This window comes from Kitasatospora sp. NPDC002040 (assembly GCF_040296785.1).
In the GTDB taxonomy this organism is placed as follows: Bacteria; Actinomycetota; Actinomycetes; order Streptomycetales; family Streptomycetaceae; genus Kitasatospora.
Map to the genome: position 1 here is coordinate 65,917 of NZ_JBEOXV010000020.1, position 19,668 is coordinate 85,584.

Below are 19,668 nucleotides of genomic sequence, written 5' to 3' on the forward strand. Positions count from 1 at the left end.
CGCACGCAGAGATGAGCAGCAACGAGCAGAAGCTCCGCGACTACCTCAACAAGGTGGCCACCGAGCTGCATCAGACCCGCCAGCGGCTGAAGGACGCCGAGGCCCGCGCGACGGACACCGGCCCCGAGGAGCCGATCGCCATCGTCGGCATGGCCTGCCGCTTCCCCGGCGGCGCCGACACCCCGGACGCCCTCTGGCAGCTGGTCGCCGAGGAGCGCGACGTGGTCGGCCCGTTCCCCGCCGACCGGGGCTGGGACCTGGACCACCTGTACGACCCGGACCCGGACCGGCCCGGCCGCAGCTACGCCCGCGAGGGCGGGTTCCTGTACGAGGCGGGCGAGTTCGACGCCGCGTTCTTCGGCGTCTCGCCCCGCGAGGCGCTGGCCGCCGAGCCGCAGCAGCGGCTGCTGCTGGAGACCGCCTGGGAGGCGCTCGAACACGCCGCGATCGACCCGGAGTCCCTGCGCGGCACCCGCACCGGTGTGTTCGCCGGGGTGATCGCGCAGGAGTACGGCCCGTCCATGCACCACCTGCCCGCCGAGCAGACCGACGGCTACGTGCTCACCGGCACCACCACCTCGGTCGCCTCCGGCCGGATCGCGTACACCCTCGGCCTGGAGGGCCCGGCCGTCACGGTCGACACGGCCTGCTCCTCCTCGCTGGTCGCGCTGCACCTGGCCGCGCAGTCGCTGCGCTCCGGCGACTGCGGGCTGGCCCTGGCCGGCGGCGCCACCGTGCTCTCCGCGCCCGGCCTGTTCATCGAGTTCAGCCGGCAGCGCGGCCTGGCCCCCGACGGCCGGTGCAAGCCCTTCGCGGCCGCCGCCGACGGCACCGGCTGGGGCGAGGGCGCCGGGCTGCTGGTGCTGGAGAAGCTCTCCGACGCCCGCCGTAACGGCCACCGGGTGCTGGCCGTGCTCAGCGGCTCGGCGGTCAACCAGGACGGCCGCAGCAGCCAGCTCACCGCCCCGAGCGGCAGCTCGCAGCAGCGCGTCATCCGGCAGGCGCTGGCCTCGGCCGGGATCACCCCGGCCGACGTCGACCTGGTCGAGGCCCACGGCACCGGCACCCGGCTCGGCGACCCGATCGAGGCGCAGGCCCTGATCTCCACCTACGGCCGCGCCCACGACGCCGAACGCCCGCTCTGGCTCGGCTCGTTGAAGTCCAACATCGGCCACACCCAGGCCGCAGCCGGGGTCGCGGGCGTGATCAAGTCGGTCCAGGCGATCCGGCACGGCGTGCTCCCGCGCACCCTGCACGTGGACCAGCCGTCCCCGCACGTGGACTGGTCCGACGGCACCGTCCGGCTGCTGACGGAGCGGCAGGACTGGCCCGCGCTGGACCGTCCGCGCCGCGCCGCCGTCTCCGCCTTCGGCGTCTCCGGCACCAACGCGCACGTGATCATCGAGCAGGCCCCCGAGCAGACCCCGGCCGAGCCGGGCGAGACCCCGGCGGTGCTGCCCTACCTGCTCTCCGGCCGCACCCCCGAGGCACTGTCGGCCCAGGCCGCCCGGGTCTCCCGTGCCCTGGACCGGCTGGCGCCGCTGGACGTGGCCCACACCCTGGCCACCGGCCGGGCCCGGCTGGAGGAGCGCGCCGTCGCCATCGGCGGCCCGGAGGCACTGGCCGACCTGACCGGCCCCCAGGTGGTGCGCGGCCGCGCCGGCACCCCCGGCAAGGTGGTCTTCGTCTTCCCCGGCCAGGGCTCCCAGTGGACCGGCATGGCGGCCGGACTGCTGGACACCGAGCCGGTGTTCGCCACCGCGCTGACCGAGGCCGCCGAAGCCCTCGCCCCGCACACCGACTGGTCGCTGCTGGACCTGGTGCGCGGCCTGCCCGGCGGCCCCGACCCGGACCGGGTCGACGTGGTCCAACCCACCCTGTGGGCCGTCATGGTGGCCCTCGCCGCGCTCTGGAAGTCCTACGGCGTGCGCCCCGACGCGGTGGTCGGCCACAGCCAGGGCGAGGTGGCCGCCGCCTACGTCGCGGGCGGCCTGAGCCTGGCCGACGCGGCCCGGATCGTGGCCCGCCGAGCCCAGGCGCTGGCCACCCTCTCCGGCAAGGGCGGCATGCTCTCGGTGGCCCGCCCGCTGGCCGAGGTGGAGGCCCGGATCACCGCCTGGCCCGGCCGCCTCTCCATCGGCGTGGTCAACGGCCCGCTCTCCACCGTGGTCTCCGGCGACCTGGCCGCGCTGGCCGAACTGGCCGCCGGCTACCAGGCCGAGGGCGTCCGTACCCGGCCGGTGAACATCGACTACGCCTCCCACTCGGTCCAGACCGAGGCCCTGCGCGGCGAACTGCTGGAGCTGCTGGCCCCGGTCACCCCGCGCCCGGGCGAGGTGCCGCTGCTCTCCACCGTCACCGGCGACTGGCAGGACACTGCCGGGCTGGACGCCGACTACTGGTACCGCAACCTGCGCTCCACCGTCCGGTTCGAGCAGGCCACCCGGCGGCTGGCCGAGGACGGGCACACCGTCTTCGTCGAGATCAGCCCGCACCCGGTGCTCACCGGTGCGATCGAGGACACCCTGGACGCGGCCGGGGTGGCCGCACCGGTGGTCGCCGGATCGCTCCGCCGTGACCACGGCGACCGGGCCCGCTGGCTCGCCTCGGTGGCCGAACTCCACGTCCGGGGCGTACCGGTGGACTGGACGGCGGCCTTCGCGGGCACCCGCCCGCACCACGCCGAGCTGCCCACCTACCCGTTCCAGCGGCAGCGGTACTGGCTGGACGCCAGCCGCTCGCCCGAGCAGCTGACCGGTACGGCCGGCGCCCCCGACGAGGCGTTCTGGGACCTGGTCGCCGAGGGTGACGCCGGACGGCTCGGCGAGGCCATCGGCCTGGACGGCGAACGGCTCGCACCCGTCCTGCCCGCGCTCGCCTCCTGGTGGGACCGGCAGCGGGCGGCCACCGTCGCCGACAGCTGGCGCCACCGGACCGTCTGGCGCCCCGTCACCCCGGTGGCCGGCCGCAGCCTGCACGGCAGCTGGCTGATCGTCACCCCCGAGGAGCAGACCGGCCACCCGTGGGCCGTCGCGCTGGCCGAGGCGCTCACGGCGGCCGGTGCCGCCCCCGTGCTGCTGCCCGGCGGCCCGGACCGGGCCGCGCTGGCCGGGGCCCTGACCGCCGCAGGCCCGTTCACCGGAGTGCTCTCGCTGCTCGGCCTGCGCGGGGGCGAGCACCCCGAGCACCCCGCCGTCCCGTGGGCCTACGCCGCCGAGGTCGCCCTCGCCCAGGCGCTGGAGGACACCGCGGCCCACGCCCCGCTCTGGTACCTGACCCAGGGCGCCGTCTCCACCGGCCCGGCCGACGCCGTGACCGACCCGGAGCAGGCCCTGGTCTGGGGCTTCGGCGCCATCCTGGCCGCCGAACTGCCCGGCCTGCACGGCGGCCTGGCCGACCTCCCGGCCGAGCCCGACCACCGCACCTGGCAGCAGCTGGCCGCGCTGCTGGCCGACACCTCGCCCGACCGCGAGGTGGAGCTGGCGCTGCGCCCCGCCGGGGTGCTGGCCCGACGCCTGGTCCCGGCCGCACCGGCCGGGGACGCGGCCGAGCCCTGGCAGCCGAGCGGCACCACCCTGATCACCGGCGGCACCGGCGCCCTCGGCGGCCACGTGGCCCGCTGGCTGGCCGGGCGCGGCGCCGAGCACCTGCTGCTGGTCAGCCGCCGGGGCGCCGACGCCCCCGGCGCGGCCGAGCTGGCGGCCGAACTCGCCGCCCTGGGCACCGGGGTGAGCTTCGCCGCCGCCGACGTGGCCGACCGCGCGGCGCTCTCCGCCGTGCTGGCGAAGATCCCCGCCGAGCGGCCGCTGACCGCGGTGGTGCACACCGCCGCCGCGCTGCACGACGGCCTGATCCCCACCCTGACCACCGATCAGCTGGAGCTGGCGCTCCGGGCCAAGGCCGGGGCGGCGCAGCTGCTGGACGAGCTGACCGCCGGGCTGGACCTGTCGGCCTTCGTGCTGTTCTCCTCGGTGGCCGGCCTCTGCGGCATCCCCGGGCAGGGCAACTACGCACCGGGCAACGCCTACCTGGACGCGCTGGCCGAGCGCCGCCGGGCCGCCGGGCTGCCCGCCACCTCGATCGCCTGGGGCCACTGGGCCGGGGACGGCATCGCCGCCGCCGGGGCCGAGGAGCAGCTGCTGCGCCACGGCCTGGTCTCGCTGCCGCCCACCGACGCGGTCGAGCTGCTCGGCCGGGCACTGGACCACGGTGACACCACCCTGGTGGTGGTGGACGCCGACTGGCCGGTGCTGTTCCGGGGCCGCCGCCACCCGATCGCCGCCGAGCTGATCCGCCGTGAGCCGGCGAGCGCGACGGCCGCCGCACCGGCCGCCGAGGGCGGTCTGACGGCCCGGCTGGCCGGGCTGCCCGCCGCCGAGCGCCGGCGCAGCCTGCTCGGCCTGGTCCGGGCCGAGGCCGCCGCCGTGCAGCGGCACGGCTCGGCGGAGGCGATCGACCCCGCCAAGGCCTTCCGCCAGCAGGGCTTCGACTCGCTCACCGCGGTCGAGTTCCGCAACCGCCTGGGCGCGGCCACCGGCCGCCGCCTGCCCGCCACCGTGGTCTTCGACCACCCGACCCCGGCCGCGCTGGCCGACTGGCTGGCCGCCGAGCTCTGGGGCACCGAGGACAGCGCCCCGGCGTACACCGCCCCGGTCGGGGACCTGGACGACGACCCGGTCGCGATCGTCGGCATGGCCTGCCGCTACCCCGGCGGGGTCGCCTCGCCGGACGACCTCTGGCGGATCGTCAGCGAGGGCGTGGACGCGCTGACCGAGTTCCCGGCGGACCGCGGCTGGGACCTGGAGTCGCTCTACAGCCCCGACCCGGACCGGCCGGGCACCTCGTACTCCAAGCACGGCGGATTCCTGGACGGCATCGGCGAGTTCGACGCCGAGTTCTTCGGCATACCGCCGCGCGAGGCGCCCGCGATCGACCCCCAGCAGCGGCTGCTGCTGGAGACCACCTGGGAGGCGTTCGAGCGGGCGGGCATCGACCCGACCGCGCTGCGCGGCAGCCGGACCGGCGTCTTCGCCGGTATCTCCGGCCGCGACTACGCGGGTGCCGGACAGCAGGTGCCGGACGAACTGGAGGCCTACCTCGGGATCGGCAACGCGGGCAGCGTGGCCTCGGGCCGGATCTCCTACACCTTCGGCTTCGAGGGCCCGGCGGTCACGGTCGACACGGCCTGCTCCTCCTCGTTGGTCGCGCTGCACCTGGCCGCGCAGTCGCTGCGGTCCGGGGAGTCCGACCTCGCGGTGGCGGGCGGGGTGCTGCTGATGACCACACCGACCACCTTCGTGGAGTTCTCCCGTCAGCGGGCGATGTCGCCCGACGGCCGCTGCAAGGCCTTCGCGGCAGCCGCCGACGGCACCGGCTGGGCGGAGGGCGTGGGCCTGCTGCTGGTCGAGCGGCTCTCGGACGCCCGGCGCAACGGGCACCAGGTGCTCGCGGTGCTGCGCGGCAGCGCCGTCAACCAGGACGGTGCGTCCAACGGTCTGACCGCCCCCAGCGGTCCGTCCCAGCAGCGCGTCATCCGGCAGGCGCTGGCCCAGGCCGGGCTGGCCGCGCACGAGGTGGACGCGGTCGAGGCGCACGGCACCGGCACCACCCTCGGCGACCCGATCGAGGCGCAGGCGCTGATCGCCACGTACGGGCAGGAGCGCGAACACCCGCTCTGGCTCGGCTCGGTGAAGTCCAACATCGGCCACAGCCAGGCGGCCGCCGGTGTGGCCGGCGTGATCAAGATGGTGCAGGCGATCCGGCACGGCGTACTGCCGCGCACCCTGCACGTGGACCAGCCCTCCCCGCACGTCGACTGGTCGGCGGGCACGGTGCGGGTCCTGACCGAGGACCAGGACTGGCCCGCGCTGGACCGCCCGCGCCGGGCCGGGATCTCGGCCTTCGGGGTCTCCGGTACCAACGCGCACGTGATCATCGAGCAGGCGCCGGAGGAGGGCCGGGTGGCGACGGCCGCCGAGGCCCCGGCCCTGGTGCCCTTCGTACTCTCCGCCCGCTCACCCGAGGCGCTCGCCGCCCAGGCCCTCCAGGTGGCCGAACTGGCCGAGCAGGCCGACCCGGTGGCGGTGGCGCAGTCCCTGGTGACGGCGCGCGCCGCACTGGAGGAGCGCGCGGTGGTGCTCGGCGGCGTCGAGGCGCTGCGCGAGCTGGACGGCCCGGGCGTGGTGCGCGGGACGGCCGGCTCCGGTTCGCTGGCCTTCCTGTTCTCCGGCCAGGGCAGTCAGCGGGTCGGTATGGGACGGGAGTTGTACACCGCCTTCCCGGCCTTCGCCGAGGCCTTCGACGCGGCGGCCGAGGCGCTCGGCCTCCCGCTCGCCGAGGTGATCGAGAGCGGTGAGGGGCTGGACGAGACCGGCTGGACCCAGCCCGCACTGTTCGCCGTCGAGGTGGCGCTGTTCCGGCTCTACGAGTCCTGGGGTGTCCGGCCGGACCTGCTGGCCGGCCACTCGATCGGCGAGCTGGCGGCGGCCCACGTCGCGGGTGTGCTGTCGCTGGAGGACGCGGCCGTGCTGGTGGCGGCCCGGGCCCGGCTGATGCAGGAACTGCCGGGCGGTGGCGCCATGGTGGCGGTCGAGGCGACCGAGGAGGAGGTCCGCGCGGCCCTCCTCCCGGGCGTGGACGTCGCGGCCGTGAACGGCCCGCGCTCGGTGGTGGTCTCCGGCGACGCCGAGGCCGTGGCCGCCGTCCGCGAGGTCTTCGCCGACCGGCGCACCAAGCAGCTGAAGGTCAGTCACGCCTTCCACTCCGCCCACCTGGACGGGATGCTGGCCGAGTTCGGGCGGATCGCCGCCGGACTGGCCTTCCACCCGCCGCAGATCCCGGTGGTCTCCAACCTCACCGGCAAGGTCGCCACGGCGGCCGAGCTCACCGACCCGGCGTACTGGGTCCGCCACGTCCGCGAGGCGGTCCGCTTCGCCGACGTGGTGGGGGAGCTGGCCGCCGAGGGCGTCACCACCTTCGTCGAGCTCGGCCCGGACGGCACGCTGGCCGGCCTGGTCGGCACCATCCTGGACGAGCCCGTCACGGCCGCCGCGCTGCGCCGCGACCGGAGCGAGGCCGAGACCGCGCTGACCGCGCTGGCCCGGATCCACGTCCAGGGCCACCAGGTCGACTGGACCGCCCTGTTCGGCGGTGGCCGACGCCCCGAACTCGACCTGCCCACCTATCCGTTCCAGCGCCGCCGCTACTGGCTGGAGCCCGCCCGCCGGACCGCCGACGCCGCCGGGCTGGGGCTCGGCGCGGTCGAACACCCCCTGCTCGGCGCGGCCTTCGCCCCCGCCGACTCCGCCGGCGTGGTGCTGACCGGCAGCCTCTCGCTGCGCACCCACCCCTGGCTGGCCGACCACGTCGCGCTGGGCACCGTCCTGGCCCCCGGCGCGGCCCTGGTCGAACTGGCCGTCCGGGCCGGTGACGAGCTCGGCGCGAGCACCCTGGAGGAGCTGGTGGTGGAGTCCCCGCTGCTGCTCCCCGCCGAGGGGGCCGTCCAACTCCAGGTCACCGTCGGCGAGTCGGCGGCGGACGGCACGCGCTCCGTCGCGGTCCACTCCCGGGCGGGCGTGGCCGGGGAGTGGACCCGGCACGCCAGTGGTGTGCTCTCCGAGCGTGCCGCGGACCCCGCCGAGTCCTTCGCCTGGCCGCCGCAGGGTGCCCAGGAGATCCCGGTCGCCGAGGCGTACGAGCTGCTGGCCGGCGTCGGTCTTGACTACGGGCCGGCCTTCCGGGGCCTGGAGCAGGTCTGGCGCGACGGGGACACCCTGTACGCCGAGGCCGCGCTGCCCGAGCAGCTGGCGTCCGACGCCGCCCGCTTCGGCATCCACCCGGCCCTGCTCGACGCGGCGGCCCAACTCCCGGCCCTGCACGGCAGCGCGGCCGGGGTGCGCCGACTGCCCTTCGCCTACCGGGGCGTCTCGCTGCACGCGGCGGGTGCCGCCCGGATCCGGGTCCGGCTCACCGTCAGCGGCGCGGACGACTACGCCATCGAGGCCACCGACACCGAGGGGCGCCCGGTGATCTCGCTCGCCTCCCTGGTCACCCGGCCGGTCCAGGAGGGTGCGATGGGCGCCGCCCCGGCCGTCGACCGGGACGCGCTGTTCGCGGTCGAGTGGCCGGAGCTCGCGCTGCCCGAGGAGGCGGCGGAGACGCCGGCGTACACCGTGCTGCCGGTGGAGGCCCGCGAGGGCGTCCTGGCCGAGGTGCTGACGGCCGTTCAGGACTGGCTGGCGGACGAGGCGAACGACGGTGCGCGGCTGGTCGTCCGGACCACCGGTGCCGTTCCGGTGGCGGGTACGGTGCCGGACCCCCTGGTGGCCCCGGTCTGGGGGCTGCTGCGCTCGGCGCAGTCGGAGCACCCCGACCGGATCGTGCTGGTGGACGGCGACGCCAACAGGCTGCTGCCGTCCGTGCTGGCCTCCGGCGAGCCCCAACTCGCGGTCCGGGACGGCCGGGTGCACGTGCCGAGGCTGGCCCGGGTGACCCTGCCGGAGACCGACGACTCGCAGCCCTGGAACCCCGAGGGCACGGTGCTGATCACCGGTGGCACGGGTGTGCTGGGCGGGCTGCTGGCCCGGCACCTGGTGGCCGAGCGGGGTGTGCGGCACCTGCTGCTGCTCTCCCGCAGTGGCGACCGGGCGCCCGGTGCGGTCGAACTCCGGGACGAGCTGGCCGGGTTGGGCGCCGAGGTGACCATCGCGGCCGCCGACGCGGCCGACCGGGAGGCGCTCGCCGCAGCGATCGCCGCGATCCCGAAGCGGCACCCCCTGACGGCCGTGGTGCACACGGCCGGTGTGGTGGACGACGGCGTCTTCGCCTCGCTCACGCCGGAGCGGCTGGCCACGGTCTGGGCGCCCAAGGCCGACGGCGCGCGGCACCTGCACGAGCTGACCCGGGGTCACGAGCTGGCCGCGTTCGTGCTCTACTCCTCCGTCGCCGCCGTCCTCGGCTCGCCGGGGCAGGCGAGCTACTCGGCCGCCAACACCTACCTGGACGCGCTGGCCGCGCACCGCCGCTCGATCGGTCTGCCCGGCCAGGCCCTGGCCTGGGGCCAGTGGGCCGAGGCCAGCGGCATCACCGGTCACCTGAGCGCCACCGACCACGCCCGGCTGGCCCGGCTCGGCATCCGCCCGATCGGCTCGGCCGAGGGGGCCGCGCTCTTCGACGCGGCCCAGCTGCTGACGGACCGTCCGGTGCTGGTGCCCGCCCCGCTCGACCTGGCCGCCCTGCGCGGCCGTCCGGTGCCCGCGCTGCTGCGCGGCCTGGTCCGCCCGGCCCGCCGGGCGGCGGGCACCGGCGGGGCCTCGGCGGGGGAGACCCCGCTGGCCGAGCGCCTGGCCCTGCTCTCCGACCAGGCCGAGCGGCTGGCCGCGGTGCTCCGCCTGGTCCGGACCGAGGTGGCGTCGGTGCTCGGCACCGACGCCCAGAGCGTCGGCGCCCAGCGCCCGTTCACCGGCCTCGGGCTGGACTCGCTGACCGCCGTCGAGCTGCGGAACCGGATCGGCGCGGCCACCGGCCTGCGCCTGTCGGCCACCCTGGTCTTCGACCACCCGAACCCGGCCGCTCTCGCCGAGCACCTGCTCACCGAGCTGCTGGGCGCGGCGAAGGCCCCGGCGGTCCGCGTGACCGCCGCGACGACGCGGCCGGCCGACGAGCTGATCGCCATCGTCGGCATGGCCTGCCGGCTGCCCGGCGGGGTCACCACCCCGGACGAGCTCTGGCAGCTGGTGGCCGAGGGCCGGGACGCGGTGGGCGAGTTCCCGTCCGACCGCGGCTGGGACCTGGAGAACCTCTACGACCCGGACCCCGACAAGCCCGGCACCTCCTACACCAAGCACGGCGGATTCCTGGACCGGGCCGCCGAGTTCGACGCCGCCTTCTTCGGGATCTCCCCGCGCGAGGCGCTGGCCACCGACCCCCAGCAGCGGCTGCTGCTGGAGACCGGCTGGGAGGCGATGGAGAGCGCGGGCATCGACCCGGGCACCCTGCGCGGCAGCCGGACCGGCGTCTTCGCCGGTGTGATGTACCACGACTACGCGCCCCGGGTCCGCGAGGTCCCGGCGGAGCTGGAGGGCTGGCTCGGCAACGGCACGGCGGGCTCGGTGGCCTCGGGCCGGATCTCCTACACCTTCGGCTTCGAGGGCCCGGCGGTCACGGTCGACACGGCCTGCTCCTCCTCGCTGGTGGCGCTGCACCTGGCCGCGCAGTCGCTGCGGGCGGGGGAGTGCGACCTGGCGCTGGCCGGCGGTGTCGCGGTGATGTCCACCCCGACCACCTTCGTGGAGTTCTCCCGCCAGCGGGCCCTCTCCGAGGACGGCCGCTGCAAGGCCTACGCGGGTGCCGCTGACGGCACCGGCTGGGGCGAGGGCGTGGGCCTGCTGCTGGTCGAGCGGCTCTCGGACGCCCGGCGCAACGGGCACCAGGTGCTCGCGGTGCTGCGCGGCAGCGCGGTGAACCAGGACGGTGCGTCCAACGGTCTGACCGCCCCCAGCGGTCCGTCCCAGCAGCGCGTCATCCGGCAGGCGCTCGCCAACTCGGGCCTGGCGGCCCACGAGGTGGACGCCGTCGAGGGCCACGGCACCGGCACCCGGCTGGGTGACCCGATCGAAGCGCAGGCCCTGCTGGCCACCTACGGGCAGGAACGCGACGCCGAACGGCCGCTGCTGCTCGGCTCGTTGAAGTCCAACATCGGCCACACCCAGGCCGCCGCCGGCGCCGCCGGGGTGATCAAGATGGTGCAGGCCATCCGCCACGGGGTGCTGCCGCAGACCCTGCACGTGGACGAGCCGTCCCCGTACGTGGACTGGTCGGCCGGTGCGGTCGAGCTGCTGACCGAGCGTCAGGACTGGCCGGCCCTGGACCGTCCGCGCCGGGCCGGGATCTCCTCCTTCGGGGTCTCCGGCACCAACGCCCACGTCATCATCGAGCAGGCCCCGGAGGAGGCCGCCGCGCCCGAGCGCGGTGCCACCCCGCCGGTGCTCCCGTTCGTGGTCTCGGCCCGCTCCGCCCAGGCCCTGCGCGAGCAGGCCGGGCTGGTGGCGGAGCTGCTGGCGGACGCCGAGCTGTCGACGGGCGCCGAGCCCGTCGACGTGGCGCACGCCCTGGTCGCCACCCGGGGCACGCTGGAGGAGCGGGCCGTGGTGCTCGGCGACCCGGCCGGGCTCCGGCTGCTCGCCGCCGGGGACCCGTCGCCCACCCTGGTCAGCGGCCGGGCCGACGTGGACGGCCGGACCGTCTTCGTCTTCCCCGGACAGGGCTCCCAGTGGGCCGCCATGGCGGTCGAACTCCTGGACACCGCACCGGCGTTCGCGGCCAGGATCGCGGAGTGCTCGGCCGCCCTGGCCCCGTACACCGACTGGTCGCTGCCGGCCGTCCTGCGGGCCGAGCCGGGCGCGCCCGGCCTGGACCGGGTGGACGTGGTGCAGCCGGTGCTCTGGGCCGTGATGGTCTCGCTGGCCGAGCTCTGGCAGGCCCACGGCGTCCGCCCGGACGCGGTGGTCGGCCACAGCCAGGGCGAGATCGCCGCCGCCGTGGTGGCGGGCGGTCTGAGCCTGGCCGACGGGGCGCGGGTGGTGGCCCTGCGCAGCCGGGCCATCCTGGCCCTCTCGGGCCAGGGCGGCATGGCCTCGGTGGCGCTGCCCGCCGCCGAGGTCACCGAACGGATCGCGGCCTGGGGCGGCAGGCTCTCGGTCGCGGTGGTCAACGGCCCCTCGGCCACCGTGGTCTCCGGCGAACCCGGGGCACTGGCCGAACTGGTGGCCGGCTACCAGGCCGAGGAGGTCCGGGCCCGGCTGATCCCGGTGGACTACGCCTCGCACTCCGCCCAGGTGGACGGGCTGCGGGAGGAGCTGCTGGAGCTGCTCGCCCCGGTCCGCCCGCGTACCGGCGAGGTGCCGCTGCTCTCCACCGTCACCGGCGACTGGCAGGACACCGCCGGGCTGGACGCCGAGTACTGGGTGACCAACCTGCGCGAGACCGTCCGGTTCGAGCAGGCGGCCCGCGCACTGGCCGCCGAGGGCCACACCGTCTTCGTCGAGATCAGCCCGCACCCGGTGCTCACCGTCCCGCTCCAGGAGACCCTGGAGTCGGCCGGGGCCGGCCGGGGTTCGGTGGTCACCGGCACGCTGCGCCGCGACCACGGCGGGCTGGACCGGTTCCTGCTCTCCGCCGCCGAGCTGTGGGTGCGCGGGGTGGCGGTGGACTGGACGGCGGTGCTGGCCGGTGCCCGGCCGCGCCGGATCGCACTGCCCGGCTACGCCTTCCAGCGCCAGCGGTACTGGCTGGACGCCACGGTCACCAACTCCACGGTGACGGTCCCGGCCTTCCAGGCCGCCGAGGCGGGCGAGACGGCCCCGTGGGTGGCCCGGCTCGCGGTCCTGGACGAACCGTCGGCCCGCGAGGCACTGCTGCTGGACCTGGTCCGCCGGGAGGCGGCGGCCGTGCTCGGCCACCCCGACACCGGGGAGGTCGGTGCGGACCGGGCCTTCCGGGACCTGGGCCTCAGCTCGCTGACCGCCGTCGAACTGCGCAACCGGATCGGCGCCGGGACGGGCCTGGACCTGCCCGCCACCCTGGTCTTCGACCACCCGAACCCGGGTGCGCTGGCGGCCCACCTGCTGGCCGAACTGCCCGCCGGGGACGGCACGGCAGCGGTCGGCGGCCTGGAGTCGGTGGCCGCGCTGGAGCGGCTGCTGGACGGCCCGGGCGCCCCGGACCGGGACGAGGTACTGGCCCGGCTCCGGGTGCTGGTGGACCGGTGGGGCCAGGAACCCTCCGCCGACGGCGAGTTCGACCTCGACTTCGACGACGCCACCGACGAGGAGCTGTTCGCGCTGATCGATCGCAACTCCGACACCCACTGAGCGGCCCGCACCGCATCCACCCGTACGTGATCCGAGAGGCAACGATGTCCAACGACCAGAAGCTCAGGGACTACCTGAAGCGGGCCCTGGCGGACGCCCAGAAGGCCAACAAGCGACTCCAGGAGGTGGAACGGGCCAAGCACGAGCCGATCGCGATCGTCGGCATGGCCTGCCGCCTGCCCGGCGGGATCACCTCGCCGGACGACCTCTGGCGGGTCGTCAGCGAGGGCGTCGACGCCATCAGTGAGTTCCCGGCGGACCGGGGCTGGGACCTGGAGGGGCTCTACCACCCCGACCCGGACCACCCGGGCACCTCGTACACCCGGCACGGCGGATTCCTCGACACCACGCCCGAGTTCGACGCCGAGTTCTTCGGCATCTCGCCGCGCGAGGCGCTGGCCACCGACCCGCAGCACCGGCTGCTGCTGGAGACCGCCTGGGAGGTCCTGGAGCGGGCGGGCATCGACCCGGCCGGGCTGCGCGGCAGCCGGACGGCCGTCTTCGCCGGGATCGCCGGCAGCGACTACACGCCCCGACTGCACGACGCACCGGGCGAGTTGGAGGGTTTCCTCGGCATCGGCGGCCTGGACAGCGTCGCCTCCGGCCGGATCGCGTACACCTTCGGCTTCGAGGGTCCGGCCGTCACCGTGGACACCGCCTGCTCCTCCTCGCTGGTCGCGCTGCACCTGGCGGCCCAGTCGCTGCGCTCCGGCGAGTCCGACCTCGCCCTGGCCGGCGGGGTCAGCGTGATGGCCACCGCCCAGGGCTTCGTGGAGTTCTCCCGTCAGCGCGGTCTCTCCGTCGACGGCCGCTGCAAGGCGTTCGCGGCGGAGGCCGACGGCACCGGCTGGGCGGAGGGGGTCGGCCTGCTGCTGGTCGAGCGGCTCTCCGACGCCCGGCGGAACGGGCATCCGGTGCTGGCGGTACTGCGCGGCAGCGCCGTCAACCAGGACGGCGCCTCCAACGGCCTGACCGCCCCGAACGGCCCCGCCCAGCAACGGGTGATCCGGCAGGCGCTCTCCTCGGCCCGGCTGGCCGCCGCCGACGTGCACGCCGTCGAGGCGCACGGCACCGGTACCCGGCTCGGCGACCCGATCGAGGCCCAGGCGATCCTGGCCACGTACGGGCAGGACCGCGAACAGCCGCTGCTGCTGGGTTCGTTGAAGTCCAACATCGGCCACACCCAGGCCGCCGCCGGGGTCGCCGGAGTGATCAAGTCCGTGCAGGCGATCCGGCACGGCGTGCTGCCGCAGACGCTGCACGCCGAACAGCGCACCCCCTACGTCGACTGGGACGCCGGAGCCGTCGAGCTGCTCACCGAGCAGCGGGCCTGGCCGGAGACGGACGGTCCGCGCCGGGTCGGCGTCTCGGCCTTCGGCGCCAGCGGCACCAACGCGCACGTCATCATCGAGCAGGCGCCGGAGGAGGAGCCGGCCGAGGCCGAGGCCGACACCGTTGTCGGCGCCCCGGCCGTGCTGCCCTTCGTGGTCTCCGGCCGGACCCCGGAGGCGCTCCGGGACCGGGCCGCCCAGGTGGCCGAACTGCTGGGTACGGCAGCGCCGTTGGAGGTGGCGCGGGCCCTGGTGGCCGACCGGGCCGCCTTCGAGGAGCGGGCCGTGGTGCTCGTCGACCCGGTGGCCGGCCTGCGCGAGCTGGCCGGGCCCGGAGTGGTCCGTGGCAGTTCCGTCGGCAGCGGCCGGCTGGCCGTGCTGTTCTCGGGCCAGGGCAGCCAGCGGGTCGGCATGGGGCGGGAGCTGTACGCCGCCTTCCCGGCCTTCGCCGAGGCGTTCGACGCCGTGCAGACCGCGCTCGGCCTGCCGGTGGCCGAGGTGATCGAGAGCGGCGAGGGCCTGGACCGGACCGGCTGGACCCAGCCCGCGCTGTTCGCGGTCGAGGTGGCGCTGTACCGCCTGTACGCCTCCTGGGGCGTGCGGCCCGACTACGTCACCGGCCACTCGATCGGCGAGCTGGCGGCGGCCCACGTCGCGGGCGTGCTCTCGCTGGAGGATGCGGCCGTGCTGGTGGCGGCCCGGGCCCGGCTGATGCAGGAACTCCCGGGCGGCGGTGCCATGGTGGCGATCGAGGCGACCGAGGAGGAGGCCCGCGCGGCCCTCGTCCCCGGCGCCGAGATCGCGGCCGTGAACGGTCCGCGCTCGGTGGTGGTCTCCGGTGACGCGGAGGCGGTGGCCGCCGTCCGCGAGGTGTTCGCCGACCGGCGGACCAAGCAGCTGACGGTCAGCCACGCGTTCCACTCGGCCCAGCTGGACGGCATGCTGGCCGAGTTCGAGCGCGTCGCCGCCGGCCTCACCTTCCACCCGCCGCAGATCCCGGTCGTGTCGAACCTGACCGGCAAGGTGGCCACCGCCGCCGAGCTGGCCGACCCGCACTACTGGGCCCGGCAGGTCCGCGAGCCGGTCCGCTTCGCGGACGTGGTGGGCGAGTTGGCCGCCGAGGGCGTCACCACCTTCGTCGAGCTCGGCCCGGACGGCACCCTGACCGGCCTGGTCGGCGCCGCCCTGGAGGCCCCCGTCACGGCCGCCGCGCTGCGCCGCGACCGGAGCGAGACGGAGACCGCCGTCACCGCGCTGGCCCGGATCCACGTCCAGGGCCACCGGGTCGACTGGCCGGCCCTGATCGGCCGTCCGTCCCACCCGTCCGCCGTGGAGCTGCCCACCTACCCCTTCCAGCGCCGCCGCTACTGGCTGGAGCCCGCCGCCCGCGCGGCCGACGCCACCGGCCTGGGCCTGGCCGAGGCGGCCCACCCGCTGCTCGGCGCCACCGTCCGGCTCCCGGACGGGGAGGGCGTGGTGCTGACCGGCAGCCTCTCGCTGCGCACCCACCCCTGGCTGGCCGACCACGCCGTGCAGGGCACGGTGATCGTCCCGGGCACCGCCCTGCTGGAGCTCGCGGTCCGGGCCGGGGACGAGCTCGGTGCGGGGACGCTGGACGAGCTGGTGGTCGAGGCCCCGCTGCTGCTTCCCGAGCACGGCGCCGTGCACGTCCAGGTCGCCGTGGGCGGCGCGGACGGGACGGGGGCCCGCGAGGTCACCGTGCACTCCCGCCCGGCCGGGACGGAGGAGTGGAGCCGGCACGCGTCCGGTCTGCTGCTGGACGGTCCCGGTGCCCCGGGCGAGGCGCTGCGGGAGTGGCCACCGCCGGGAGCGACTGCGTTGCCGACCGAGGAGGTCTACCAGGAGCTGGCCGCCGCCGGACTCGCCTACGGCCCGGCCTTCCGCGGCCTGCAGGCGGCCTGGCGGGACGGTGACACGTTCTGGGCCGAGGTGGCCCTGCCGGAGGCAGTCCGGGAGAGCGCGGGCGAGTTCGGACTTCACCCGGCCCTGCTGGATGCCGCCGTGCACGTCACCGCCCACCACGGCCTGACCGACACCCCGCCCGGCACCAGCCGCCTGCCGTTCGCCTACACCGGCGTCCGGCTGCACGCCGCGGGCGCGAGTGCCCTGCGGGTGCGGCTGCGCTACACCGAGCCGGAGGCCATCGCGATCGACGTCGCGGACGAGACCGGTGCGCCGGTCGCCTCCGTGGCGGCCCTGCGGGCCCGGCTGGTCTCGGCCGAGCAGCTCGTTCCGGCGGGCGGTGCCGATCGGGACGCGCTGTTCCGGCTGGACTGGCCCGAGGTGCAGGCGACCGCGCCGACGGGCACCGACACCTGGAGCGAGCTGCGGGTGACCGGCCACGAGGGTGTCCTGGCCGAGGTGCTGACCGCCGTTCAGGACTGGCTGGCGGACGGGGCGAACGAAGGCTCCCGGCTGGCCGTGGTGACCAGCGGCGCCGTCCCGGTCTCCGACGAGGCACCGGACCCGGTGCTGGCCCCGGTCTGGGGGCTGCTGCGATCCGCGCAGTCCGAGTACCCCGGCCGGATCGTCCTGGTGGACACCGACGCGGACTCGGAGCACCTGCTGGCGGCCGCCGTAGCCACCGGGGAGCCCCAACTCGCGCTGCGCGAGGGCCGGGTGCACGTGCCCCGGCTGGCCAGGACGGTGGTGCCGGAGGTCGGTGCCGCCCGTCCCTGGGACCCGGACGGCACGGTGCTGATCACCGGTGGCACGGGTGTGCTGGGCGGGCTGCTGGCTCGGCACCTGGTGGCCGAGCGGGGCGTGCGGCACCTGCTGCTGCTCTCCCGCAGCGGCGACCGGGCGCCCGGCGCGGCCGAACTCCGGGCGGAGCTGGCTGAGTTGGGGGCGCACGTGACCGTCGCGGCCGCCGATGCGGCCGACCGGGAGGCGCTCGCTGCAGCGCTCGCCGCGATCCCGAAGCGGCACCCGCTGACGGCCGTGGTGCACACGGCCGGTGTGGTGGACGACGGCGTCTTCGCCTCGCTCACGCCCGAGCGGGTCCAGGCGGTCTGGGCGCCCAAGGCCGACGGTGCCCGGCACCTGCACGAGCTGACCCGGGGTCACGACCTGGCCGCCTTCGTGCTCTACTCCTCCGTCGCCGCCGTCCTGGGCGGCCCCGGCCAGGCGAGCTACGCGGCGGCCAACACCTACCTGGACGCGCTGGCCGCGCACCGCCGTTCGATCGGCCTGCCCGGCCAGTCGCTGGCCTGGGGCCAGTGGGCCGAGGCCAGCGCCGTGACCGCGCACCTCTCCGAGGCCGACCGCCGCCGGGCCGCCCGGGCGGGCCTGCGGCCGATCACGGCCGAACAGGGAGCCAGGCTGTTCGAGGCGGCGGCCCGGGCCGAGGACCCGTACCTGGTCGCGGCCCCGCTCGACCTGGCGGTGCTGCGCACCCAACCCGCGCTGCCCGCTCTGCTCGGCGCCCTCGTCCCGGCCGCCCGCCGGTCCGCCTCCCGGAGCACGGCCGCAGCCGGCCCCGCCCTGCTGCCGAAGCTGGTGGCGCTCACCGGGGCGGACCGGACCGTCGCCCTGCTGGAGCTGGTGCGCACCGAGGTGGCGGCCGTGCTCGGCACCGAGGCGGGCGCGGTGGGCGACCAGCGCCCGTTCAACGACCTGGGCCTCGACTCGCTGACCGCGGTCGAGCTGCGCAACCGGCTCACCGCGCTGACCGGCCTGCGGCTGGCCCCCACCCTCACCTTCGACCACCCGGACCCGGTGCAACTCGCCGACCATCTGGCGGAGTTGGTGGCCGAGGCGCCCGCCCCGGGCGCGGTCGCGACGGCCACCACGACCGACGGTGACGACCCGCGCCACCCGCTCTCCACCCTCTACCGCAGGCTGGCCGCCCAGGGCAGCTTCGGTGAGGCGTCCGCGCTGATCGGGGTGGCCTCCGCGCTGCGCTCCCGCTTCACCGTCGCCGAGCGGGACCAGCACGCGCTGGAGCCGATCCGGCTGGCGTCCGGCGGGGGCGACACCGCCGTGGTCGCCTTCCCCGCGCTCAGCGCCATCTCCGGTCCGCACGAGTACGCCCGGCTCGGCCACGCCTTCCAGGGCGAGCGGGACTTCTTCGTCCTCCCCTCGCCCGGCTGGACCCCGACCGACCTGCTGCCCGACAACCTGGAGACCTTCCTCACCCTGCACACCGAGGCGGTGCTCCGACTGGTCGGCCCGGACCGGCCGTTCGTGGTGCTCGGCCGCTCGATGGGCGGCTGCGTCGCGCACGCCGTCACCGAGCGGCTGGAGGCGGCCGGCCGCCGGGTGGCCGGGCTGGGCCTGGTGGACTCGTACCCGATCGACAGCGCGGTCCGCGAGGGCATGGGCGAGTGGTGGCTGACCGCGATGCTCACCGGGATGGTCGACCGGATCAAGCAGTACGACATGGTCTGGAGCGACGCCAGCCTGACCGCGATGGGCGGCTACAACTCCGTCTTCGCCGGCTGGCAGCCCGGCCCGGTGGAGGCGCCGGTGCTGGCGCTGCGCGCCGACACCCCGCTGCGCGGCACGGTGGTGGACCCGACGGGGCGTCACGACTGGCGCGCCTACTGGCCGGTGCCGCACGAGGTGCGGGACATCACCGGAGATCACTTCACCGTGCTGGAGCAGCACACCCCGACGACGGCGGACGCCGTCCGGCAGTGGATCGAGACGAAGGAGCGGGCATGGGCAGCAGCCCGGTAGTACTGGTGACCGGAGCGGCCTCCGGGATCGGCGAGGCAGCGGTGCGGCTCTATGCCGAACGCGGGCACCGGGTGGTCGCGGTGGACCTGGACAAGCACGGCCTGGACGCGCTGGCCGACCTGGACGGGGTCGCCACCCTGGTCGGGGACGTCGCCGAGGAGGAGACCAACAACCGCGCGGTGGAGCTGGCCGTGGAGCGGTTCGGCCGGCTCGACGCGGCGGTGCTCAACGCCGGTACGGGCGGCGGCGGCCCGCTGGAGTCGCCGGGCGCGGTGGAGCGCTTCGACCGGCTGTTCGCGGTGAACGTGCGCAGCGTGGTGCTCGGCATCAGGGCCGCCGTCCCGGCCCTGCGGGCCGCCGGGGGCGGGGCGATCGTGGCCACCTCCTCGGTCTCCGGCCTGCGCGGCGACCCGGGCACCTGGGCCTACAACGCGACCAAGGCGGCCGTGATCAACCTGGTCCGGGGCACCGCGATCGACTACGCGGCCGAGGGCATCCGGATCAACGCCATCGCCCCCGGCGGCACCGTCACCGGCCTGACGGCGGCCCAGGTCGCCGACCCGGAGTTCTCCGCCTTCATCACCCGCCGCATCCCGGCCCAGCGCTGGGCCGAGGCCAGGGAGCAGGCCGAGGTGGTCTGGTTCCTCACCTCGCCCGCCGCCTCCTACGTCACCGGCGTCACCGTCCCGGTGGACGGCGGCCTGAGCGCCAACGGCGGCATCCTGCTGCCGCCGGCCGCCCGCTGAACCACCCTCTGGATTTCCTGC

The 19,668-nt window shown here is 76.2% G+C and carries 1 protein-coding gene and 1 pseudogene; both read left to right on the top strand.

What is annotated here, in order from left to right; genetic code table 11:
- Positions 1 to 11: 11 nt before the first annotated feature.
- Positions 12 to 18,901, top strand: a pseudogene (locus ABT118_RS29030) (SDR family NAD(P)-dependent oxidoreductase); the annotation flags it as partial.
- Positions 18,883 to 19,647: an SDR family NAD(P)-dependent oxidoreductase gene (locus ABT118_RS29040; RefSeq protein ID WP_350675252.1), complete on the top strand. Its 765-nt coding sequence runs from the start codon at positions 18,883 to 18,885 to the stop codon at positions 19,645 to 19,647. The pseudogene ABT118_RS29030 and the gene ABT118_RS29040, both read left to right, overlap by 19 nt.
- Positions 19,648 to 19,668 lie beyond the last annotated feature (21 nt).

Coding starts and splice junctions, on each gene's coding strand:
- ABT118_RS29040 (WP_350675252.1), top strand. CDS start 18,883: ATGGGCAGCAGCCCGGTAGTACTGGTGACCGGAGCGGCCTCCGGGATC.